Annotated in this window: 23 protein-coding genes and 2 tRNA genes; 17 read left to right on the top strand and 8 right to left on the bottom strand. The window is 70.4% G+C overall.

Translation table 11 applies throughout. The annotated features are described in order from the left end of the window. Window positions 1–6: 6 nt before the first annotated feature. Window positions 7–663: a protein-L-isoaspartate O-methyltransferase family protein gene (locus KPL78_RS18140; RefSeq protein WP_219764389.1), complete on the bottom strand. Its 657-nt coding sequence runs from the start codon at window positions 661–663 to the stop codon at window positions 7–9. 114 nt (window positions 664–777) lie between these two features. On the opposite strand from KPL78_RS18140, the gene KPL78_RS18145 reads away from it, so the two are divergent. Further along, window positions 778–851: transfer RNA gene (locus tag KPL78_RS18145), tRNA-Cys, on the top strand. A 58-nt stretch (window positions 852–909) separates the two neighbouring features. Beyond that, window positions 910–985, top strand: a tRNA-Asn gene (locus tag KPL78_RS18150). A gap of 94 nt (window positions 986–1079) precedes the next feature. On the opposite strand, the gene KPL78_RS18155 is transcribed toward KPL78_RS18150, so the two are convergent. Next, window positions 1080–1271 carry a hypothetical protein gene (locus tag KPL78_RS18155; protein WP_219764390.1) on the bottom strand — a complete coding sequence of 64 codons (192 nt, stop codon included), beginning with the start codon at window positions 1269–1271 and terminating at the stop codon, window positions 1080–1082. Window positions 1272–1284: 13 nt separating this feature from the next. On the opposite strand from KPL78_RS18155, the gene KPL78_RS18160 reads away from it, so the two are divergent. The 4 genes from KPL78_RS18160 (at window position 1285) to KPL78_RS18175 (ending at window position 4654) form a co-directional block, all read left to right on the top strand. Further along, window positions 1285–1863 (top strand): AbrB family transcriptional regulator, encoded by a 579-nt coding sequence (locus KPL78_RS18160; protein ID WP_219764391.1) that lies wholly within the window; start codon window positions 1285–1287, stop codon window positions 1861–1863. Window positions 1864–2050: 187 nt separating this feature from the next. Then, a complete protein-coding gene (locus tag KPL78_RS18165; RefSeq protein WP_219764392.1) occupies window positions 2051–2257 on the top strand; it encodes a hypothetical protein in 207 nt (68 codons plus the stop codon). A 319-nt stretch (window positions 2258–2576) separates the two neighbouring features. Continuing rightward, window positions 2577–3590, top strand: coding sequence for a linear amide C-N hydrolase (locus KPL78_RS18170; protein ID WP_369412777.1), 1014 nt, complete (start codon window positions 2577–2579; stop codon window positions 3588–3590). A gap of 89 nt (window positions 3591–3679) precedes the next feature. Beyond that, the gene (locus KPL78_RS18175) at window positions 3680–4654 is read left to right on the top strand and encodes a Bug family tripartite tricarboxylate transporter substrate binding protein (protein WP_219764393.1); all 975 of its coding nucleotides are present in this window, start codon (window positions 3680–3682) and stop codon (window positions 4652–4654) included. Between the two features lie 117 nt (window positions 4655–4771). Here the strand turns inward: KPL78_RS18175 and KPL78_RS18180 are convergent, their stop codons facing one another. After that, window positions 4772–5662 carry an SDR family oxidoreductase gene (locus KPL78_RS18180; protein WP_219764394.1) on the bottom strand — a complete coding sequence of 297 codons (891 nt, stop codon included), beginning with the start codon at window positions 5660–5662 and terminating at the stop codon, window positions 4772–4774. Window positions 5663–5767: 105 nt separating this feature from the next. On the opposite strand from KPL78_RS18180, the gene KPL78_RS18185 reads away from it, so the two are divergent. Both KPL78_RS18185 and KPL78_RS18190 read left to right on the top strand, forming a co-directional pair. Beyond that, window positions 5768–6700 (top strand): AraC family transcriptional regulator, encoded by a 933-nt coding sequence (locus tag KPL78_RS18185; RefSeq protein WP_219764395.1) that lies wholly within the window; start codon window positions 5768–5770, stop codon window positions 6698–6700. 171 nt (window positions 6701–6871) lie between these two features. Next, window positions 6872–7855, top strand: a complete 984-nt coding sequence (locus KPL78_RS18190; protein ID WP_219764396.1) for a hypothetical protein — start codon at window positions 6872–6874, stop codon at window positions 7853–7855. Between the two features lie 12 nt (window positions 7856–7867). Here the strand turns inward: KPL78_RS18190 and KPL78_RS18195 are convergent, their stop codons facing one another. Then, window positions 7868–9016 carry a glycosyltransferase family 4 protein gene (locus KPL78_RS18195; RefSeq protein WP_219764397.1) on the bottom strand — a complete coding sequence of 383 codons (1149 nt, stop codon included), beginning with the start codon at window positions 9014–9016 and terminating at the stop codon, window positions 7868–7870. Between the two features lie 394 nt (window positions 9017–9410). Here KPL78_RS18195 and KPL78_RS18200 point away from each other — a divergent pair, with 394 nt between their 5' ends. Next, a complete protein-coding gene (locus KPL78_RS18200; protein WP_219764398.1) occupies window positions 9411–9644 on the top strand; it encodes a hypothetical protein in 234 nt (77 codons plus the stop codon). A 130-nt stretch (window positions 9645–9774) separates the two neighbouring features. On the opposite strand, the gene ppk2 is transcribed toward KPL78_RS18200, so the two are convergent. From ppk2 to phnF, 3 genes are all read right to left on the bottom strand, one after another. Next, window positions 9775–10659 (bottom strand): polyphosphate kinase 2, encoded by an 885-nt coding sequence (ppk2, locus tag KPL78_RS18205; protein ID WP_219764399.1) that lies wholly within the window; start codon window positions 10657–10659, stop codon window positions 9775–9777. 69 nt (window positions 10660–10728) lie between these two features. After that, window positions 10729–11871 carry an alpha-D-ribose 1-methylphosphonate 5-triphosphate diphosphatase gene (locus tag KPL78_RS18210; RefSeq protein ID WP_219764400.1) on the bottom strand — a complete coding sequence of 381 codons (1143 nt, stop codon included), beginning with the start codon at window positions 11869–11871 and terminating at the stop codon, window positions 10729–10731. Between the two features lie 5 nt (window positions 11872–11876). Next, the gene (gene phnF, locus KPL78_RS18215; protein WP_219764401.1) at window positions 11877–12608 is read right to left on the bottom strand and encodes a phosphonate metabolism transcriptional regulator PhnF; all 732 of its coding nucleotides are present in this window, start codon (window positions 12606–12608) and stop codon (window positions 11877–11879) included. 87 nt (window positions 12609–12695) lie between these two features. On the opposite strand from phnF, the gene phnG reads away from it, so the two are divergent. From phnG to KPL78_RS18255, 8 genes are read left to right on the top strand one after another with little or no spacing between them, the layout of a single operon-like run. Then, window positions 12696–13151 carry a phosphonate C-P lyase system protein PhnG gene (phnG, locus tag KPL78_RS18220; RefSeq protein ID WP_255569163.1) on the top strand — a complete coding sequence of 152 codons (456 nt, stop codon included), beginning with the start codon at window positions 12696–12698 and terminating at the stop codon, window positions 13149–13151. Continuing rightward, the gene (gene phnH / locus KPL78_RS18225; protein ID WP_219764402.1) at window positions 13148–13720 is read left to right on the top strand and encodes a phosphonate C-P lyase system protein PhnH; all 573 of its coding nucleotides are present in this window, start codon (window positions 13148–13150) and stop codon (window positions 13718–13720) included. Before phnG ends, phnH begins: the two co-directional genes overlap by 4 nt. A gap of 3 nt (window positions 13721–13723) precedes the next feature. Beyond that, window positions 13724–14809 (top strand): carbon-phosphorus lyase complex subunit, encoded by a 1086-nt coding sequence (locus KPL78_RS18230; protein WP_219764403.1) that lies wholly within the window; start codon window positions 13724–13726, stop codon window positions 14807–14809. Then, the gene (locus tag KPL78_RS18235) at window positions 14806–15696 is read left to right on the top strand and encodes an alpha-D-ribose 1-methylphosphonate 5-phosphate C-P-lyase PhnJ (RefSeq protein WP_219764404.1); all 891 of its coding nucleotides are present in this window, start codon (window positions 14806–14808) and stop codon (window positions 15694–15696) included. Before KPL78_RS18230 ends, KPL78_RS18235 begins: the two co-directional genes overlap by 4 nt. Further along, the gene (phnK, locus tag KPL78_RS18240; RefSeq protein ID WP_219764405.1) at window positions 15693–16451 is read left to right on the top strand and encodes a phosphonate C-P lyase system protein PhnK; all 759 of its coding nucleotides are present in this window, start codon (window positions 15693–15695) and stop codon (window positions 16449–16451) included. Before KPL78_RS18235 ends, phnK begins: the two co-directional genes overlap by 4 nt. Beyond that, window positions 16448–17146, top strand: a complete 699-nt coding sequence (phnL, locus tag KPL78_RS18245) for a phosphonate C-P lyase system protein PhnL (RefSeq protein ID WP_219764406.1) — start codon at window positions 16448–16450, stop codon at window positions 17144–17146. Before phnK ends, phnL begins: the two co-directional genes overlap by 4 nt. Continuing rightward, window positions 17143–18285: an alpha-D-ribose 1-methylphosphonate 5-triphosphate diphosphatase gene (locus KPL78_RS18250; RefSeq protein ID WP_219764407.1), complete on the top strand. Its 1143-nt coding sequence runs from the start codon at window positions 17143–17145 to the stop codon at window positions 18283–18285. The genes phnL and KPL78_RS18250 overlap by 4 nt, the downstream gene beginning before the upstream one ends. Next, window positions 18282–18962: a DUF1045 domain-containing protein gene (locus KPL78_RS18255; RefSeq protein WP_219764408.1), complete on the top strand. Its 681-nt coding sequence runs from the start codon at window positions 18282–18284 to the stop codon at window positions 18960–18962. Before KPL78_RS18250 ends, KPL78_RS18255 begins: the two co-directional genes overlap by 4 nt. Here the strand turns inward: KPL78_RS18255 and phnN are convergent. Beyond that, a complete protein-coding gene (gene phnN / locus KPL78_RS18260; RefSeq protein ID WP_219764409.1) occupies window positions 18928–19479 on the bottom strand; it encodes a phosphonate metabolism protein/1,5-bisphosphokinase (PRPP-forming) PhnN in 552 nt (183 codons plus the stop codon). The genes KPL78_RS18255 and phnN overlap by 35 nt on opposite strands. Between the last annotated feature and the right edge of the window lie 6 nt (window positions 19480–19485).

Consider the following 19485-nt stretch of genomic DNA (forward strand, 5'->3'; position numbering starts at 1 on the left):
CACCGGTCAGAATGCGAAGGCAGGCGCCGCGGCGAAACCCGGCAGCGCCGGGGCGTGGGCATCGAAGCCGACCGTGGTCGTGACGGTGCCGCCCACCCGGCGCAGCAGCAGCGCGCGGCCCGGCGGGCCGCCCGCCAGGCCCACGGCAACCAGGCGACCGCCCTCGACCAGCTGATCCTGCACCGCCTGCGGCACGGCCTGCACGCCGCCCTCGATCAGGATGACGTCATACGGCGCGCCCTCGGCATAGCCCGCCTCGGGGCTGCCCTGCGCCACCGTCACGGTGCCGACCGGCACCGTGGCCGCGAGGGCGGTCCGCGCGATTGCCAGCAGCACCGGGTCCGCTTCGACCGCCGTGACCGTCGCGCCGATGGTCGCGAGCAGGGCCGCGCCGAATCCGGTCCCGGCCCCGAGTACGAGCACCCGTTCGCCACGCCGCACGCCCGAGGACTGCACCAGCCGCGCCAGCACCAGCGGCTTCAGCATGAAGCGCCCGCCCGGCAGCGGAACATCCGCATCGGCATAGACGCGCGCGGCCAGCGCGGCCGGCGCGAAACGCTCCCGCGGCAGATCGCGCATCGCGGCAATGATGCGGGGGTCATCGACCTGATTGGGCCGAAGCTGGCCGTCGACCATGAATTTGCGTGCCTCGGCGAAATCCATTCTCTGCCCGCCCTTCGTCCGGAAGCCGGCGTTATAGGTCCGGCGGCACCGATGCGCCAAGCTGGTGCTTGACCCGCGGCGGCGCGCAGACGATATGGGGCGCCCGCATCGCGGGGTCCGGTGGCCGAGTGGTCAGGCAAGGGTCTGCAAAACCCTCTACAGCGGTTCGATTCCGCTCCGGACCTCCACGAAGCGGGAGGGTTTACAGGGTGGTCGCCCACGACTATATGCGGCGCCCGGCTCCGTTCCCCGATAGCTCAGTTGGTAGAGCGCGGGACTGTTAATCCCTAGGTCGTAGGTTCGAGTCCTACTCGGGGAGCCATCTGCCCTTGGAATTGCGACGCACCATCACCGCGCTTGCCGCGGTGGTGTGCGGCGCGTCCCTACCCCTGCCGACCATCACCTCCCGGGCGTGTTCAGCCATCGGGCTTCGCCGCGGCCGCCAGATAGAGCCCGACCATAGCCTTGGTCTCGGCGATGAGGACGCCCCGCACGGCGGGCCTCTCCCGGCTCACGGTAGCCAAGCCCTTGAACACGGTCATGAGAATCGCCGCCATGTGCGGCGCCCTGGCCGGCGGAAGCGACGGCAGTGGGTCGGCCAGGATCACGGCGAGCGCCTTCGTGATCGCGAAGATTGTCGGCGTTCCGGACGTTCACACCGTGCATACGGCAACGCCACTGCTGCCCGGCGACTGGCTCGCCTTCGGCGAGACGCTGCTGCTCGCCGCCGCCGGTTCACTGGTCGCGAGCCGCCTGCGGCTGCGGGCCGGCGGACTGCTGATCCCGCTCTTCGCCAGCATCGTCCTCCAGCAGACCGGCCTGATGACGATCGACCTGCCGCGATGGCTTCTGGCGGGCGCCTACGCCGTCATCGGCTGGCGCATCGGCCCGCGATTCAGCCGCCCGCTTCTGGTCCACGCCGCGCGGAAGATGCCGATCATCATCGCGAGCACGCTGGCGCTGATCGCAGCCTGCGGCGGCCTCGCCGCGGGTTTCGTGGTGTTCGCCGGAATCGATCCGCTCACGGCCTATCTCGCGACGAGACCGGGCGGCGCCGATTCCGTCGCGATCATCGCTGCCTCGACGCATGTCGATACGCCCTTCGTCATGACCATGCAGATGGCGCGGCTCGTCGTGGTGCTCCTGACGGGCCCGGCCATGGCGCGGTTCCTCGCCAGCCGGGTCCGGCCGCCGCCCTGAAGCGGTTGGGGCAGCACGTCGGGAGACGACGAGGCGACCTGTCCGGCCGGCGACTGTGCGCCTGACACTTCCCGGGCGGCTACCGCCACCCGGCGCCGCCTCGCCATGGCGCCGATTCTTTTCCGTGACATCTCAACCCGGGCCACCCCCCGCGCGTTGGCCATGTCTGAGCACGGAGGCATCAGCCATGAGCGGCAACATCGAACAGATCGACCGGGCATCCGAAGCGGCGCAGGATGCCGCGCAGGCGGCGGCGGACAGTGCGAAGGCCGCGGTCGACGCGGCCGCGGATTGTGCGATCCGGGCGGTGCAGCGGATCCAGAAGCGCCCCATCCAGGCCATCCTCGCCGCCATGCTGACCGGCGTGCTGATCGGGGTGTGCCTGCGACGCTGACGGCTACTCGGCCTCCCGCGTCTCCGGGGCGGAAGAACACTCCACCATGCCGGGGCTGCCTTCACTCTCGCTGTGCACGACGCATCGGGGCTCCGCCGGCCGTGGCGGGGCGGCACAGGCGGCGAGGGCGAGGATCCCGGCCGCGAAGATCCCTGAGCGACTCAATCGTCGTCTCCCATGCCGGATGAATCCGAGCCTAGCATGCCTGACGCGCGACGCCTGATCGGGCGCGCCTCCCCCTCCGCCGCGGACGTGACGGACACGCCCATCCGGGCAACAGTCCGCGCGCCGGCAGTTCACGGCAGAGGAGAAAGACATCGTGTGCACCCGGACGCTCTATGTCGGCGAGGACGGCACGGTCATCACCGGCCGCAACATGGACTGGAAGGAGGACATGGCCTCCGACCTCTGGGTGCTGCCCGCCGGCATGCCGCGTGACGGCGCGGCCGGGGCCGGTTCCATCGCGTGGGTGTCGCACTACGGGAGCCTCGTCGTCTCGGCCTATGACAACGGCACCTCCGACGGGCTCAATGAGAAGGGGCTGGCGGTGAACCTGCTCTACCTCGCGGAATCGGAGTACGGGACGCCGGATGGCAGCCGGCCCCTGCTGTCGAACGGCGTCTGGGCGCAATATGTGCTCGACAACTTCGCCTCGGTGGCCGAGGCGGTGGCGGCCCTGGGGCAGGAGCCGTTCCAGATCGTCTCGCCGGCCCTGCCGAATGGTGCGAAGGCCACGCTGCATCTGTCGATCTCCGATGCGACGGGCGATTCGGCCATCCTCGAATATCTCGGCGGGACGCTGACAATTCACCATGGCCGCCAGTACGCAGTGATGACGAACTCGCCGGCCTATGACGAGCAGTTGGCGATCAACGCCTACTGGGCGCGGATCGGCGGCCTGCAGTTCCTGCCCGGCACCAACAACGCCGCGGACCGCTTCGCACGTGCGTCCTTCCTGCTCGGCGCCATCCCGCGCAAGGCGGACCCCCACTACATGCGCGGCGTGCCGGGACAGTCCTATGCCCATCAGGCCGTCGCGGCCGTGCTCAGCGTGCAGCGCGCAGTCAGCGTGCCGCTAGGCATCACCACGCCGGAGCAGCCGAACATCTCCTCGACCATCTGGCGCACCGTCGCCGACCATCGGAGCATGACCTACTATTTCGATTCCGCGACGCGGCCGAACACCTTCTGGGTGTCGCTGGCGAAGCTCAACCTCCGCGCCGGCGCCGCGGTCAGGCGGCTGACCATCCAGAATGGCGAGGTCTTCGCCGGCGAGGCTGCCGATCAGTTCCTGGACGCGACGCCCTTCAGCTTCGTCCCGATGACGGCCTGACAAGGCGCCTGCGGACCGCGGATCGCCGCGGCCGCACCCAGGCACGGCGCTTGCTTGGGCAGGGCGGCCTTCACCGGGAGTTGTCGCCCATGCCGATCCTGACCGGTCGCCGCGCGCTTGCCGCCGGCGTCGCCAGCCTGCTCGCCGCGCCGCGCCTGGTCCGGGCGCAATCCGTCACGCGCGATGTGCGGTTGATCGTCCCCTATGCCCCCGGCGGGACTGTGGACATCCTCGGCCGGCTGCTCGCCGAGGTGCTGCCGCCGACGCTTGGCCACAACGTCGTGGTCGAGAACCGGTCCGGCGCGGGCGCCTATATCGGGTTGCAGACGGTCGCGAATGCCCCGGTGGATGGGCACACCATCGGTCTCGCGCCGGATCTCGGCCTGGCCGTCAGCCCGGTCATCCCCGGTGCGACGCTGCCGATCGACCCGGACCGCACGCTGACGCCCGTCGCCTCGCTGATCCGCGTGCCGACGCTGCTGGTCGCGCGCAACAACGCCCCCTTCACGACCTTCGCCGAATTCATCGCCTATGCCCGCGCCAATCCGGGCAAGGTGACGGTGGGCGTATCCGGCACGGGGACCATCACGCATCTGCTCATCGCGCGCCTCGCGGCGCTGACCGGTATCTCGGTCGAGCATGTCCCCTATCGTGGTGGCACGCCGGCGCTGCTCGACGTCATGGCGGGCAATGTCGATCTCTATTTCAGCCTGATCACCGAATCGATGCCGCATGTCGAAGGCGGCAAGATGCGCCCGCTCGCCGTCGCCTCGCCCACGCGCAACGCCGCGCTGCCCGACATCCCGGCGCTGACCGAGACCTGGCCCGGCTTCACCGGCACGGCGGATTACGGGTTGATCGTCGCCTCGGGCCTGTCGCCGGACTGGGTGGCCTTCTGGAACCGCACCGTTACCGACGCCCTGGCCAGGCCGGATGTGCAGGCGCGGCTGCAGCGCCTGCGCGCGGACCCGACCGGCGGATCGCCGGCCGACTACGCGACGAAGCTGCGCACCGAACGGGAAGTCTGGGGCGAGGTGGTCCGCCAGGCCGGCATCCGCGTCTGATACCCGCCAGCCTCATGGCTGACCCGGTATCAGAAGCTTGGTATCGCGCGCGGCCGCCCCAACAACGCCGCGCACCATGCCGCCGAATAGGTCACCGGCAAGACTCGGCCGTATGAGTCACGCCGCGACATAGCCAGGCCCGTCGAGGTCGGCGATCAGGCCCGGCCCTTCGGGTGTCCAGCCCAGCGCCGCGCGCGTCGCGGCGCTGGAGGCCGGCACGTCGAGCTCGGCGAAATGCGCGAACCAGCCGAAATGCGCGGCCGCGTCTTCCGCCGGTCGGCTGACGCAGGGCACGCCGAGGCCCCGCGCGATCGCCGCGGCGATGTCGCGGAAGGGCACGCCTTCCTCGGCGACGGCATGGTAGCGCGCCTGGGTCACGCCGGTCTCCAGCACCAGCCGATAGAGCCGCGCGGCATCGCCGCGATGCACGGCGGGCCAGCGGTTGGCGCCCTCCCCGGCGAAGACGGACACGCCCTTGGCGCGCGCGATACCGATCAGGATGGGCACGAAGCCATGATCGCCTGTCCCATGTACCGAAGGCGGCAGCCGCACCACACCGACTCGCACGCCGCGCGCCGCGAGCTCCGCCGCGGCCGCCTCCGTCGCCACGCGCGGGTTCGCGCCCGTGGCCGGCGCGTCGGTCTCCTGCCCAAACCGCCCGGGCGGTAGCAGGCCGATGCCCGAGGTGACGATCAGCGGACGCCGCGACCCCAGCAGCGCCCCGCCGAGCGCGGCGATCACCCGGCCATCGAGAGCGCAGTTCTCCGCGAAGCGCGTGAAGTCGTGGTTGAAGGCAGTGTGCACCACGGCGTCCACGCCTTCAGTGCCGCGCACGAGGCTGTCGGGATCCTCGAGGCTGCCGCGATGCGGGTCGGCACCCGCTTCGGCGAGCGTGGCCGCCGCGGCCTCCGACCGTGCCAGGCCGCGCACCCGATGGCCCGCGGCGATGAGGTCCCGGACCACCGCCGACCCGACGAAACCCGTCGCCCCCGTGACGAAGACATGCATGGCGCCCTGCCCCTCCAAATGCGGTCGGGCTTCACCTAGAGCGTGGAAGCCGCACGCTCCATGCCGTAGCCTCCGGAATATCTTCGCGATCGTCCGGCAGAGGTGATGGATCCGCTTTCCGACGTGCTGGGGCTGCTGAAGCCGCGCAACCTGATGTCGGCCGGCTTCGATGCCGGCGGGCCCTGGTCCGTCCGCTTTCCCGACCAGCAGGCGACCATCAAATGCGGCGCCGTCGTCAGCGGGACCTGCTGGGTCACGGTGGAAGGCGTGGCGGCGCCGGTGCGCCTCGATGCGGGGGCGTCCTTCCTGCTGCCGAGCGGGCGGCCCTTTCGCCTCGCCAGCGATCCCGCCTTGCCGCCGGTCGAGGCCGGCACGATGTTTCCTCTGGCCCGCCATGGCGGCGTCGTGACGATCCAGGGCGGCGGCGAGACCTTCCTCGTCAGCAGCCGCTTTGCGCTGGACGGCGCGCATGCGGCGATGCTGCTGCGCGTGCTGCCGCCCATCATCCATCTGCGCCCGCAGGGCGAGGAGGCCGCGCTGCGCTGGTCCGTCGAGCGCATGATGCAGGAGCTGCGCGACCCGCAGCCGGGCAGTGCGCTGGTCATCCAGGACCTCGCCCGCATGATGCTGATCGAGGGGCTGCGCCGCCACCTGGCCGAGGCTCCGCAGGGCGGTGTCGGCTGGCTCTTCGCCCTCGCCGATCGGCGGCTGGGTGCTGCCATCGGCTGCCTCCACGACGCCCCGGCGCATCGCTGGACGCTGGCCGAGCTGGCGGCCCGCGCCGGCATGTCGCGGTCGACCTTCGCGCAGCATTTCCGGGAGAAGGTCGGGACCTCTCCCCTCGACTACCTGACGCGGTGGCGTATGGCGCTGGCCGCGGAGCGGCTGGCGCGGTCGGGCGATCCGGTGTCGGTCCTCGCCCCGGCGCTCGGCTATGAGTCCGAGAGCGCCTTCAGCACGGCCTTCAAGCGCGTGATGGGCTGCTCGCCTCGGGTCTATGGCCGCCAGGCCGCGGCGCGGGAGGCCGGCACGCGGTGAAGGCCCGTCAGGGGCCGCCCGACGCCGACAGGCCTCGTTCGTCCAGACAAGCTACGGATGGTTGCCGCGTGGCACATCGGCCGCAAGCGCATCACCGGCATCCGGCGCGCTTGGCGTGCCGCGCGGTGTGGTGTCATATCCGTCACAATCTTCCCGCAAAGGTGGTGACGCATGTGCGGTTCCGCTCGGTCGCGCCTGCTGCTTCTCGTCCTGTTTCTCCTCGTGGGGCCACGGATTGCCGCCGCCCAGACGCTGCGCGAGGACCTGCTCAATCTCGGCCGCGCCGGCGCGATCGGCGGGGCGATGCATTCCTTTTCCGTCTTCGGCGGCGTGCCGGGCATCAGCGCGGCGACCTACGATTCCGACGGGCTTCACCTCGACAGCTACAAGGTGCCGCTGTCGCACAGCTTCGCGCCCATCGCATCAGGCTGGCTGGCAGGCACCGCGCCCTATGTCGAGCTGACGGCGGGCTACCTCCATGCGCGGGACGACACCACCGTCACCGACGCGGCGCTGGGCTCGACCGATGCGCGGCTGACCTTCGATGCCATCACCGTCCTCGCCGGCGTCGGGCTCGACATTCCGATCCTCGAGGATCTTGGCGGCAAGACGATCCTGCGGCCCATCCTGCTCGCGGGCTACGCCTATATCAGCAGCAACACGCGGTTCAGCGGCCCGAATGCGAGCGCCATCGCCACGGCGACGCAGGGGCTGCTCACGGATGTATCGCTCAACAGCCTCCTGCTGGGGGGGGCGATCGCGCTGACCCATGAACGTTCGATCTGGGGCGATGTCACGCTGATGCTGGGGCTGCGCTTCAACCAGCTCGTCGACACGGGGCTGCATGCGAGCGATTCCGCGCTCAACACCACCAACGGGTTCAGCGTCGCGACCGCGGTGATCGAGCTGAAGGGACCGACCGGGATCGAGGTCGCGGGCCGTGCCCTGCGCTGGATCACCTTCGCCTCCGGGACCGGGATGTATGGGCGGAACAGCGATGCGCTGGGCTTCTCCAGCTTCGCCGAGCTCGGCGCCGGGCTGGAACTGGCGGGCGACCTGCTGATCCCGGGCGTTGAGGCGGTGAGCCTGCGCGGGTCTGGCCTGTTCGGCGACAACGTCACCGGCTGGAGCGTGGGGCTGGCCTTCAGCTTCTGAACGGCGCGCGGATCAGCACGCCTCGAACAGCACGTCCTGCAGCGTGTCGCAGACCGCGCGCCAGGAGAAGCGGTCATGCACCAGCCGGCTGCCCGCCGCACCGCCGGTCGCCTGCGGTGCGGCAATGGCGGCCTCGATGCAGGCGATCAGCGCGTCGAGGTCCGGTTCCAGCGCGCGGCGCGGACCATCCTCGATGATGCGGCTTTCGATGGTCTGGCCCAGGCACGGGTCGAAATACGTGTCGGTGGCGCCGCCGCGCGTGACGATGATCGGCACACCACAGGCCGCGGCCTCCAGCGGGGGCATGTTGAACCCCTCGCAGCGATAGGCCGAGACGTAGCAATCGGCGGCAACGTAGAGCGCCTGCATCTGCCGGATGTTCAGGTTACGCGAGATGAAGGCGATGTCGCGCAGCACCGCCTCGGTGAAGGCGGCCGCATGCGGGCCGGCCATCAGGGTGCGCAGGATGCCCTGGCCCTGCCAGCCATAGAGGTCCGCGGAATCCTTCAGCGCCAGGCGCAGCCGCGGATGCTTGGGCTTCAGCGCGGCATAGGCGCGCAACAGCAGGTCGACGCCCTTGTTGCGCGACATGCTGCCGAGCGAGAGCAGCACGAAATCGTCGGGGCCGAAGCGCAGCATGCTGCGCAGGCGCTGCCGGTCGCCGGGCGCGGCGGGACGGAAGATCGCGGGATCGATGCCATGCGGCACGACCGAGACCTCTTCCGGCTCGAAGCCATAGGCGAGGAAACCCTGCTGCGACCAAGCCGAAGGCGTGACGACATGCACGCCATTGTCGCGCGCCTGCGCGATGTCGAGCCCGTCGCGCACCATGCCATCGAGCACCCCATCCTCGGAGGTCCCGAAAACGAAAAGACGGCCCGAACGGGCCGCCGAGAAATCATAGGGATAGGCAATGCGGAAAGTGACGTCGACGGGCTCGTCTGAATCGGGGGCTCGGAGTTCGGAAATCGCGGTGGTCTGTGCGGGGTCGAATCCCCCGGAATTGTTTCGGCTGTTCCATTCCTGCCGGAAGAACGGCGTATCGAGGAACCGTATGGTCAATCCTCGTCGGAGCAGTTCGAGGATCTGCCACTGATTCACCATGGCGTAGGAATGATTGATCCCGCGCCATCCCTCGACGAGCAGTTTCCGCCCGACCATTGCCCCGGATGTCCGCAAACTTCAGCGAGCATAGAATGGTCCAGGCTGGCGGATCCGCCAGCCGACATCTTCGCTGATATACAATTTGTAACACCACGCCCGGCCGAACGGCGCGCGTGGGTTGCCGTCGCCGGCGCCCGAACCGGATGCGTCGTCGAGAAGAAGGGGCGCGCAAACAACCCCACCCCGCGTGCCGTCCCACGCGAGCTTCGCCAGCAATTTCGCCGCTGTCAGCGTTGCGCCCTCCGGCTGTGCAACCCGCGGCTTCGTGAACACATCTTGGACAATTCTCGACGGGATGTCGAATTTTCTGCCGGCCGGTCTGGCCCGATCCGCCGTCAGGCCGCTTACACTCCCGCCTGGCCCTCGGGCCCAATGTAACGGAGGCTAGTCGATGGACGAGGCGCTGCGGGACGCCTACGTACAGGCATGCGTTGAGCTCGAGGCGGCGTGCGAGGCGCTGAAAGCGGCCAAGGCACGGCTTCAGGCTGCACGCGACCGCTGCGCCGGCATCGAGGCCGAACTCAAGATGACCGGACTGTCCCAGGCCCCCTTCCCCGAACTGCCGTGCGAATCAACCAGGTCGCGCTATGGACCCGCGCCGGTGGAACCGAAGACCAAGGATTGACGCCCGGCCAGCGGCCGGTTCAGGCCATGCGGCGCCGCGGCGCGCCGGTCATCGCCAGCACATCCACCCTCCCACACAGCCTGGACGCACCACGCCGTCGACCCTGGTCGGCCGAGCGGCCCTGCGCGCCTCACGCCGCGGGGGAGCCCTTCGCCGGATCGATGGTGTCCGGCACCAGCTTGAACGCATATTCCGGCTGCAGGTAGTCGCCCGGCTTCTGCCGCTTCGGCAGGGTGATCTTCTCGCGCTTCGGCGCCTCATACGGAATGTGGCGCAGCAAATGGCGGATGATGTTGAGCCGCGCCCGCTTCTTGTCGTCCGAGAAGGCGACGAACCACGGCGCCCAGGCCGTGTCGGTAGCCAGGAACATCGCATCCCGCGCCCGCGAATAGTCGTACCAGCGGCTGTAGGATTTCAGATCCATCGGCGACAGCTTCCACAGTTTCCGCCCATCGTCGATGCGCGCCTCCAGCCGGCGGGTCTGCTCCTCGGGGCTCACCTCCAGCCAATATTTCAGCAGGATCACGCCGGAATCGACGACCGCCTTCTCGAAGGAAGGCACGGTCTCCAGGAAGCGCTCGACCTGCCTCTCGCTGGTGAAGCCCATCACGCGCTCGACGCCGGCGCGATTGTACCAGGACCGGTCGAAGATCACGACCTCGCCGCCGGCCGGTAGGTGCTGGACGTAGCGCTGCATGTACATCTGCGTCTTCTCGCGATCGGTCGGCGCGGGCAGCGCGACGACGCGGAAGATGCGCGGGCTGACGCGCTCGGTGATGGCCTTGATGGTGCCGCCCTTGCCGGCGCCGTCGCGGCCCTCGAAGACGATGCAGATCTTCGTGCCGGTGTGCTGAACCCACATCTGCAGCTTGACCAGTTCGACATGCAGGTCGCGCAGGGTGCTTTCATAGACCTTGCGGGACAGCCGCCCATCCGCCTTCAGGCCAGGCTCCGGCGCGGCCTCGGCGGCCTTCCCGGCGCGATCCCTGTCCTTGTCCTTCTGCTTCTTGGCCATCGCCGCAGCACCCCCATGCCATCGCTCGTGACAGGAATGCTACGGCGCCGCCGATGCGCCCGCCAGCGGTCAGCCACGCAGGCGCAGCGAAGCCCCCGGCGCGATCCAGGCCAGCGCGCCGGCGGCGAAGACCGCGGCCGGCGCGCGCGTCGCGGGATCGACCATCACGACATCCCCGCGCAGGCCCGGTGCCAGCATCCCACGATCGGTCAGGCCGCAAGCCTCGGCCGGGTTGCGGCTGACGAGCGCCCAGGCGCGCGGCAGGTCGAGCACGCCGCGATCGACCATCACGAAGGCCGCCTGGAGCAGCGTCGGCCACACATAGTCCGAGGCCAGCACGGTCACGAGGCCGCGTTCCGCGAGCGGCGCCGCCGAGGCCCAGCCAAGATGACTGCCGCCGCGCACCACATTGGGCGCGCCCATTACCACGGGCTCGCCCGCTGCGCGGGCATCGGCGGCGACCGCCTCGGCCATCGGGAATTCGCAGATGTGCGCGCCGAGACCACGGAACAGCAGGCGGTCCTCGGTGGTGGCATCGTCGTGGCTCAGCACCGGGATGCCGGCATTCGCGGCCGCGGCGGCCAGACGCGCGCGCGCCGCCGGCACCTCCCCGCGCCGCGCGGCGACGCGCTGCACCAGCGCGCTGAACTCCGGCACGCCCATCCCGGCCCGGCCAGCGTATTTCGCCGCGGCGGCCTGGTCGTCGAGCTTCTTCAGAATGCCCGGCGTATGGTCGTTGAAGCCGAGCAGATGCACGGACCCATCGGCGATGCCCTCCAGCGCGTCCTCCAGCGCGTCGAGATTGTCGGCCTCGAAGCGCAGATGCACGCGCAGGTCAGTCGCGGCCTCTGCCCGCGCGGCCGGCAGCGCCGCCTTCAACGCACGCCAGGCGTCGAGCGACCGCAGCCCCGGTTCCCAGGACAGCGTCACGCCGAGATAGGCGGTGGTGATACCGCAGGCGACGAGCTGTGCGGCCGAATCGCGCAGCGCCAGCGGCACCGGCAGGTTCACCCCGGGGCGCGGCTGCAATTGCCGTTCATGCGCGTCGCCATGGATGTCCACCAGGCCCGGCAGCACCAGCAGCCCCGTCGCATCAAAGCGCATCGCGCCGGGCGCGGCCTGCTCCGCCACGTTGCCATTCGTCAGCGCGAGCGCGCCGTCCTCCAACACCGCGCCACGCAGCACGCGGCCGCCGGTCACAAGCCAATCCATGCGATTCAGGGCTCCACCACCAATTGCACGCGCCCCGCGGCGTAGACGGAAATGGTCCAGTCCACCGGTTGCCCGTCGGGATCGACATTGAGGGATTCCGCAACCAACACCGGGCGGGATCGGGACTGCTGCAGCAGGTCCGCTTCCTCAGGCGTTGGCAGGCGCGCGGTGATGCGGGAGGAATGGCGCCGATAGTCGCCCGCGCCGCAGGCCTCGAGCGCCGCGGTGATGGACGGGTTGATGCCGAGGACGTCAGCCGCCGCCGCGCAGCGCGGCAGCGGCAGGTGATGCGTCCCCAGCACCACCGGCCGGCCGTTCGACAGGCCGAGCCGGTCGACGCGCAGCACCATCCGCCCGCGCCGGATGTTCAGCGCCTCGGCGAGCTGCGTCTCGGCCGGGATCTCGCCGATGCGCAGGATACGGCCCTGCGGTTCCCGGTTCTGCTTGCGCAGCACTTCCGAGAATCGCGTGCGCGGCCCGAGCCGGTAGTCGAGCACGTCCTCGGCCACGAAGGCGCCGCGGCCCTGCTCGACGCGGATCAGCCCGCGCGCTTCGAGATCCTCCAGCGCGCGGCGCACCGTGTGGCGGTTCACGCCGAAGCGGGCGGTCAGCACCGCCTCGGTCGGCAGGCGTTCGCCCGCGACGCGTTCGCCGCGCGCGATCTCGGCCTCCATCGCCGCGGCGATCTGCCGCCACAGCGCAACACCTTGTCCCCGTGCGAGAGGGGCGTCCGTCATCGAAACTTCAACCATCCCTGGTCATGTCCGTGGGATATCCGTGTGGACTTTGTGGCGGGTGGATGTCTATCTGTCTAGACAAATCCGATGACCCAGACCGCAACAAATCCCGACCCCGAGCGCCGCCATTGGATGGCCGTGCTTGCCCGCGCGGGTGCCGCCGAGATCACCGATCTGCTGGCCCCGCTTCCCGCCCTGCCCGCCTTCGAGCATCTGCGCCCGCCCGAGACCGGCCTCGTCATGGTGCGCGGCCGCGCCGGGGGAGATGGCGCGCCGTTCAACCTCGGTGAGATGACCGTCACGCGCTGCGCGGTGCGGCTCGGCGAGGCGGTGGGCCATGCCTATGTCGCCGGGCGCGACAAGGTGCAGGCGGAACTCGCCGCTCTGCTCGATGCCGCCTTGCAGGACCCGGCGCGGCGCGATGCGCTGATGGACAGCGTGATCGCGCCCCTCGCCGCACGCCAGCAGGCCGCGCGCGAGGCCGAGGCGCGCCGCGCCGCGGCGACCAAGGTGGATTTCCTCGCCATGCAGACGATCCGATGAGCGCGCTGACCCCCGGCTTCGCCGATCCCGTGCTCGGCGCGCAGGCGGCCTTCCGCGCGGTGCTGGAGGCGATGAGCCGCCCGGGCCGCATCGTGACGGCCGGTTCCGCGCTGCGCCCGCCGGCGCCGATGAATCAGGCGGCGGCAGCGGTGCTGCTGACGCTCGCCGATGCCGACACGCCTCTGGCCCAGGATGCCGGCGCGGATGCGGAGGCCTGGCTGCGCTTCCATTGCGGCGCGCCGCTGGTGGCACCCGGGGCCGCGTCCTTTGTGCTGGCAACGGGGGCCGCGCCGGCCCTGGCGTCGCTGGTGCAGGGCAGCGAGGAAGAACCGCAGAACGGTGCGACGCTGATCCTGCAGGTGGCGGCGCTGGTCGCCGGCGAAGGCTGGCGCCTGACCGGGCCGGGCATCGAGACCGAGCACCGCCTGCGCGTCGATGGCGCGCCGGAGGGCTTTCTCGCCGCCTGGGCCGCGAACCGCGCGGGCTTTCCCTGCGGCGTCGATGTCGTGCTGTGTGCCGGCGACCGCCTCGCGGCCCTGCCGCGCACCGTTTCCATCGCGGAGAGCTGAGCCATGTATGTCGCAGTCAAGGGCGGCGAGCGGGCGATCTCCGCCGCGCATGCCTGGCTGGAGGAGACGCGGCGCGGCGATGCCGCCGTGCCCGAGCTCACCGTCGTGCAGATCGAGCAGCAGATGGGCCTCGCGGTCGATCGCGTCATGGCGGAAGGGTCCTGCCATGACCGGTTCCTCGCGGCGCTCGCAATCAAGCAGGCGAAGGGCGACCTGATCGAGGCCGCCTTCCTGCTGCGCGCCTATCGCACCACCCTGCCCCGCTTCGGCGCGTCCGAGCCGCTGGACACCGCGGCGATGCGCCTGCGCCGGCGCATCAGCGCGACCTACAAGGATTTGCCCGGCGGGCAGGTGCTGGGACCGACCTTCGACTACACGCACCGCCTGCTGGATTTCGCGCTGGCGGCCGAGGGTGTTGAGCGCGCGGCGGCCCCCGAAGCGCCGACGCCGGTCGAGAGCGCCCCGCGCGTGACCGAATTGCTGGCGCGCGAAGGCCTGATGCAGCGCGAGGTCGCCGAAGACGCCGAACCTGGCGACCTGACGCGCCAGCCGCTGACCTTCCCCGCGGAACGGCCGGTGCGCTTGCAGAACCTCGCGCGTGGCGATGAGGGCTTCCTGCTGGCGCTCGGCTATTCGACGCAGCGCGGCTATGGCAACGCGCATCCCTTCGTCGGCGAGATCCGCGTCGGCCATGTCACGGTGGAATTCACGCCGCCGGAACTCGGCTTCCCGATCGAGCTCGGCGAGATCGGCGTCACCGAATGCCAGATGGTGAACCAGTTCAAGGGCAGCCGGACCGAACCGCCGCAGTTCACCCGTGGCTACGGGTTGGTGTTCGGCCATGGCGAGCGGCGCGCCATGGCGATGTCGCTGGTCGATCGCGGGCTCCGCGCGGCGGAACTCGGCGAGGACATCACGGCCCCGGCACAGAATGCCGAGTTCGTGCTCTATCACTCGGACAACATCGAGGCGACCGGCTTCGTCGAGCATCTGAAGCTGCCGCACTACGTCGATTTCCAGTCGGAACTCGAGAATCTGCGCACCATCCGGCGCAGCGCCGAAGCAGCGATCCAGGAGGCCGCGGAATGAACACCAGCGAAGCCCCGAGCGCCTCCGGCGCGACGACCTTGGAAGGCTACAACTTCGCCTATCTGGACGAGGCGACGAAGCGGATGATCCGCCGCGCGCTGCTCAAGGCGGTCGCGATCCCCGGGCACCAGATCCCCTTCGGCGGGCGGGAGATGCCGCTGCCCTATGGCTGGGGCACGGGCGGGATCCAGGTCACGGCCTCGATCCTCGGGCCCGAGGACAGGCTGAAGGTTATCGACCAGGGGTCGGACGACACGACCAACGCGATTTCCATCCGCCGCTTCTTCACCCGCGTCGCCGGCGTCGCGACGACCGAGCACACGGCGGAAGCGAGCGTCATCCAGACCCGCCACCGCATCCCCGAACGCCTGCTGCGGGAGGACCAGATCATGGTCTATCAGGTCCCGCAGCCCGAACCGCTGTTCCGGCTGGAACCGCGCCGCGTGGAGACGAAGCGCCTGCATGCGCTGGCCGATTACGGGCTGATGCATGTGCGGCTGTATGAGGACATCGCGCGGCTCGGCCATATCGCGAAGGCGTACGATTATCCGGTGATGGTGAACGGGCGCTACCTGATGTCTCCCTCCCCCATCCCGGCCTTCGACAATCCGAAGATGGACCGCATGCCGGCGCTGCAATTGTTCGGCGCGGGGCGCGAGAAACGCATCTACGCCATCCCGCCCTACACCGATGTGCGGTCGCTCGATTTCGAGGATCATCCCTTCCGCCCGATCCGCGCGCCCCAGGCCTGCGCGCTGTGCGGCAGCCGCGACACCTATCTGGACGAGGTGATCACGGATGATCGCGGCGGGCGGCTCTTCGTCTGCTCCGACACCGATTTCTGCGCCGAGCGCCAGGCCGACGCCGCCAAGGAGGCCGCAGAATGACCACGCCGCTGCTCACCGCCGAGGGGTTGAACCTGCACTTCGGCGCGATCGCCGCCTTGCGCGACGTCGCCATCGACATCACCGCCGGCGAGGTCGTTGCCATCGTGGGTGAATCCGGGTCGGGCAAGACCACGCTGCTGCGCGTGCTGTCCGGGCTGATGGCGCCGGACAGCGGCACGGTCCGCTGGCTCGGCCAGGATGTGCATGCCATGGGCGAGGCCGCGCGCCGCCGCCTGATGCGCACCGATTGGGGCTTCGTCCACCAGAACCCGCGCGACGGGCTGCGCCTCGCGGTCTCTGCCGGCGGCAATGTGGGCGAACGCCTGATGGCCGTCGGCGCCCGCCACTACGGCAATATCCGCGGCGAGGCGCTGTCCTGGCTCGCCAAGGTCGAGATCGACGCGACGCGCATCGACGATCTGCCGCGCACCTTCTCGGGCGGCATGCAGCAGCGGCTGCAGATCGCCCGCACCCTCGTCACGCGCCCGAAGCTGGTCTTCATGGACGAGCCCACCGGCGGGCTGGACGTGTCCGTGCAGGCGCGGCTGCTCGACCTGATCCGGTCGCTGTCGCGGGAGCTCGGCCTCGCCGTGCTGATCGTCACGCATGACATCGCGGCAGCGCGCCTGCTCGCCGACCGCATCCTGGTGATGCGGCGCGGCGAGGTCGTCGAACAGGGGCTGACGGACCGCGTGCTGGACGATCCGCAGCATCCCTATACGCAACTCCTCGTCTCCTCGGTGCTTGCCGCATGATGCCCGCCATCCGGACCGAAGGGCTGTCCAAGGCCTTCACGCTGCATCTTCAGGGCGGCACGCGCATTCCCGTGCTGGGAGGCGTCGATCTCGCCGTGCATCCGGGCGAATGCGTCGCGCTGTGGGGGCCATCGGGCGCGGGGAAATCCACGCTGATGCGCTGCCTCTACGGCAATTACGGCGCCGGGGCGGGGCGGATCATGCTGCGGCACGGCGCCGGCGAGATCGACCTGGTCTCCGCCGATCCGCGCGACGTCATCGCGGCGCGGCGCGAGACGCTCGGCTACGTCTCGCAATTCCTGCGCGTCATCCCGCGCGTCGCGACGCGCGACATCGTCGCCGAGCCCATGATCGCCCGCGGCGTGCCGCGCGAGGAGGCGCTCGCCCGCGGCACCGCGCTGCTGCACCGGCTGAACCTGCCGGAGCGCCTGCACGGCCTGCCGCCGGCCACCTTCTCGGGCGGCGAGCAGCAGCGCGTGAACCTTGCCCGCGGCTTCGCGCCGGGCTACCCGGTACTGCTGCTGGACGAGCCCACGGCCAGCCTCGACGCCGCCAATCGCGCCGTCGTGATGGCTCTGATCAACGAGGCCAAGGCCGCCGGCACCGCCATCATCGGCATCTTCCACGACGCCGAGGTGCGGGAGGCCGTCGCCGACCGATTGTTCGAAGTGCTCCCCCACCAGGACGCCGCATGACCGCCGAGACCATCCTCACCAACGCCATCCTTGTCCTGCCGAACGAGACCATCGCCGGCACGCTGCTGATCCGCGACGGACGCATCGCCGACATCCAGACCGGCCGCAGCCACGCGCTGACCGCGCGCGACCTGGATGGCGACCACCTGATCCCCGGCGTGGTGGATGTCCACACCGACAACCTCGAACGCCAGGTGCAGCCGCGGCAGAATGCCCGCTGGCCGTCCCGTTCCGCGATGATCGCGCATGACGCCCAATGCGCGGCCGCCGGCGTGACGACAGTGTTCGACGCGCTCTGCCTCGGCGATCTCGGCTTCGACCAGGGGCGCGGGCAGACCTTCCGCGAAGGTGTCGCCGATCTCGACGCGCTGGCCGAGACCGGCGTGCTGCGCAGCGAGCATTTCCTGCATCTGCGCTGCGAAATCCCCGCCCCCGACATGGTCCCCTCCGTCGAGCCGGTGGCGGACCATCCGCGCGTGCGCATGGTCTCGCTGATGGATCACTCGCCGGGGGTGGGTCAATATCGCGACCTCGAACGCTATGTCGTCATGCGCCGCAAGCAGACGAGCATGACGCTCGAACAGGTGAAGAATCGCATCGAGGAACTGCTCGTGCAGCGCGAACGCCTGCGCGAGCCGCAGCGCCGCTGGCTGCTGGACCGCATCGCGCATCGCGACCTGCCGCTCGCCTCCCATGACGATGAATCGCCGGACGAGGTGCGCCGTAACCTCGCCGACGGCATCGCCATCAGCGAGTTCCCAGTCGCCATGGAAGCCGCGGAGGCCGCGCGCGACGCGGGCGTGGCGGTGATCGCGGGCGCGCCCAATATCGTCCGCGGCGGCAGCCATTCGGGCAATGTCTCGGCGGCCGATCTGGTGCGCGCGAGGGCCGCGGATGCCTTCGCCTCGGACTATGTGCCCGCCTCGATGGTCGAGGCCGCCTGGCGCAGCGTGACCGAGGCCGGTATCACCCTGCCCGCCGCCGTCGCGATGATCGCCGAGATGCCGGCGCGCATGGCACGCCTGGCCGATCGCGGGCGGCTGGAGGCCGGGCTGCGCGCGGATCTGGTGCAGGTGCGGCCGGTGCATGACATCCCCGTCGTGCGGCGCGTCTGGCGCGAGGGCAAGCGCGTCGCATGACGCCGCATCGCATCGCGCTCTACTGGGCGCCGGAGGAGAGCGACGCGCTGCATGGTCGCGCCAGCACCTGGCTCGGCCGGGACGCGGTGAGCGGCGCGGCGCTGGACCAGCCCGGCCTGCCGGGGCTCGATATCGCGGAGGTCACGGCGGACCCGCGCAGCTATGGTCTGCATGCGACGCTGAAGCCGCCCTTCCGCCTCGCGAATGGCTATGCGGCGGCGCGCGATGCGACGGCGGCGCTGGCGGCGCGCACGGCGTCCTTCGACCTGCCGCCACTCGCGGTGTTCGATCTCGACGGCTTCCTCGCTCTGCGCGAGACAGCCCCCTGCCCAGCCCTGCACGCCTTCGCCGATGCCTGCGTCGAGGCGGTGGACGATCATCGCGCACCCTCGACCGAGGCCGAGATCGCGCGGCGCCGGCCCGAGCGCCTCTCGGCGGAGCAGCGGGAGAACCTGACGCGCTGGGGCTACCCCTATGTGTTCGGGGAGTGGCGCTTCCACGTCACCCTGTCGCGCCGGCTTAGCGCGGAGGAGAAGGCAGTCGTCATGCCCGCCGTCACCGACTATCTCGGCGACCTGCCGGGGGTGACGCGGCGCGTGAGCGCGATCAGCCTCTTCGTCCAGCCCGCGCCGGGCGCGCCCTTCACGATCGCCGAGCGTCTTCCGCTGCGCGGGTGAGCTCCGCCACGACGCGCGCCGCGCCGTCTTCCGGCGTCGCGTCGTTCATCACCGTCACGGTGTCGAGGCCAGGCGCAAGAGTCATCTCGCGCTGCAATCGTGCGGCGATGTCCTCGGCGGTCTCGCGCCCGCGCGCGGCGAGGCGCGCGGCCAGCACCGGCACCGGCGCCGTCACCACCAGCACGCGCAACGGGTAGCGCGCGGCGGCCTCGGCCAACACGCCGCGCGACAGGTTCGCCACCGCGACGCGGCCGGCGGCGATGTCGGCCTCGATGTCCCGCGGGATGCCGTAGAGCAGCCCATGCACGTTCCACCAAAGCGCGAAGCGGCCGGCGTCGCGTTCGGCCTCGAAGCCGGGCACGTCCAGCGCACGGTGGGCTTCGCCGCCGGCCGCCGCGGGTCGCGTGATCGCACGCTGCACGAAGCGGAAGCGCGGATCGCCGTCGAGCTGCGCCCGGGCGAGCGCCATCAGCGTGTCCTTCCCGGCACCCGAGGGCCCGACCACCGCCATCAGCATGAAACG

Origin of the sequence: Roseomonas alba, assembly GCF_019430885.1 — a bacterium.
GTDB lineage: Bacteria > Pseudomonadota > Alphaproteobacteria > Acetobacterales > Acetobacteraceae > Neoroseomonas > Neoroseomonas alba.

Bases quoted from the DNA above. Each gene is read 5' to 3' on its own strand.
- KPL78_RS18140 (WP_219764389.1), bottom strand. From the start codon at position 663: ATGGATTTCGCCGAGGCACGCAAATTCATGGTCGACGGCCAGCTTCGG.
- KPL78_RS18165 (WP_219764392.1), top strand. From the start codon at position 2,051: ATGAGCGGCAACATCGAACAGATCGACCGGGCATCCGAAGCGGCGCAG.
- KPL78_RS18175 (WP_219764393.1), top strand. From the start codon at position 3,680: ATGCCGATCCTGACCGGTCGCCGCGCGCTTGCCGCCGGCGTCGCCAGC.
- KPL78_RS18180 (WP_219764394.1), bottom strand. From the start codon at position 5,662: ATGCATGTCTTCGTCACGGGGGCGACGGGTTTCGTCGGGTCGGCGGTG.
- KPL78_RS18185 (WP_219764395.1), top strand. From the start codon at position 5,768: ATGGATCCGCTTTCCGACGTGCTGGGGCTGCTGAAGCCGCGCAACCTG.
- KPL78_RS18190 (WP_219764396.1), top strand. From the start codon at position 6,872: ATGTGCGGTTCCGCTCGGTCGCGCCTGCTGCTTCTCGTCCTGTTTCTC.
- KPL78_RS18195 (WP_219764397.1), bottom strand. From the start codon at position 9,016: ATGGTCGGGCGGAAACTGCTCGTCGAGGGATGGCGCGGGATCAATCAT.
- KPL78_RS18200 (WP_219764398.1), top strand. From the start codon at position 9,411: ATGGACGAGGCGCTGCGGGACGCCTACGTACAGGCATGCGTTGAGCTC.
- ppk2 (WP_219764399.1), bottom strand. From the start codon at position 10,659: ATGGCCAAGAAGCAGAAGGACAAGGACAGGGATCGCGCCGGGAAGGCC.
- KPL78_RS18210 (WP_219764400.1), bottom strand. From the start codon at position 11,871: ATGGATTGGCTTGTGACCGGCGGCCGCGTGCTGCGTGGCGCGGTGTTG.
- phnF (WP_219764401.1), bottom strand. From the start codon at position 12,608: ATGACGGACGCCCCTCTCGCACGGGGACAAGGTGTTGCGCTGTGGCGG.
- phnG (WP_255569163.1), top strand. From the start codon at position 12,696: ATGACCCAGACCGCAACAAATCCCGACCCCGAGCGCCGCCATTGGATG.
- phnH (WP_219764402.1), top strand. From the start codon at position 13,148: ATGAGCGCGCTGACCCCCGGCTTCGCCGATCCCGTGCTCGGCGCGCAG.
- KPL78_RS18230 (WP_219764403.1), top strand. From the start codon at position 13,724: ATGTATGTCGCAGTCAAGGGCGGCGAGCGGGCGATCTCCGCCGCGCAT.
- KPL78_RS18235 (WP_219764404.1), top strand. From the start codon at position 14,806: ATGAACACCAGCGAAGCCCCGAGCGCCTCCGGCGCGACGACCTTGGAA.
- phnK (WP_219764405.1), top strand. From the start codon at position 15,693: ATGACCACGCCGCTGCTCACCGCCGAGGGGTTGAACCTGCACTTCGGC.
- phnL (WP_219764406.1), top strand. From the start codon at position 16,448: ATGATGCCCGCCATCCGGACCGAAGGGCTGTCCAAGGCCTTCACGCTG.
- KPL78_RS18250 (WP_219764407.1), top strand. From the start codon at position 17,143: ATGACCGCCGAGACCATCCTCACCAACGCCATCCTTGTCCTGCCGAAC.
- KPL78_RS18255 (WP_219764408.1), top strand. From the start codon at position 18,282: ATGACGCCGCATCGCATCGCGCTCTACTGGGCGCCGGAGGAGAGCGAC.
- phnN (WP_219764409.1), bottom strand. From the start codon at position 19,479: ATGCTGATGGCGGTGGTCGGGCCCTCGGGTGCCGGGAAGGACACGCTG.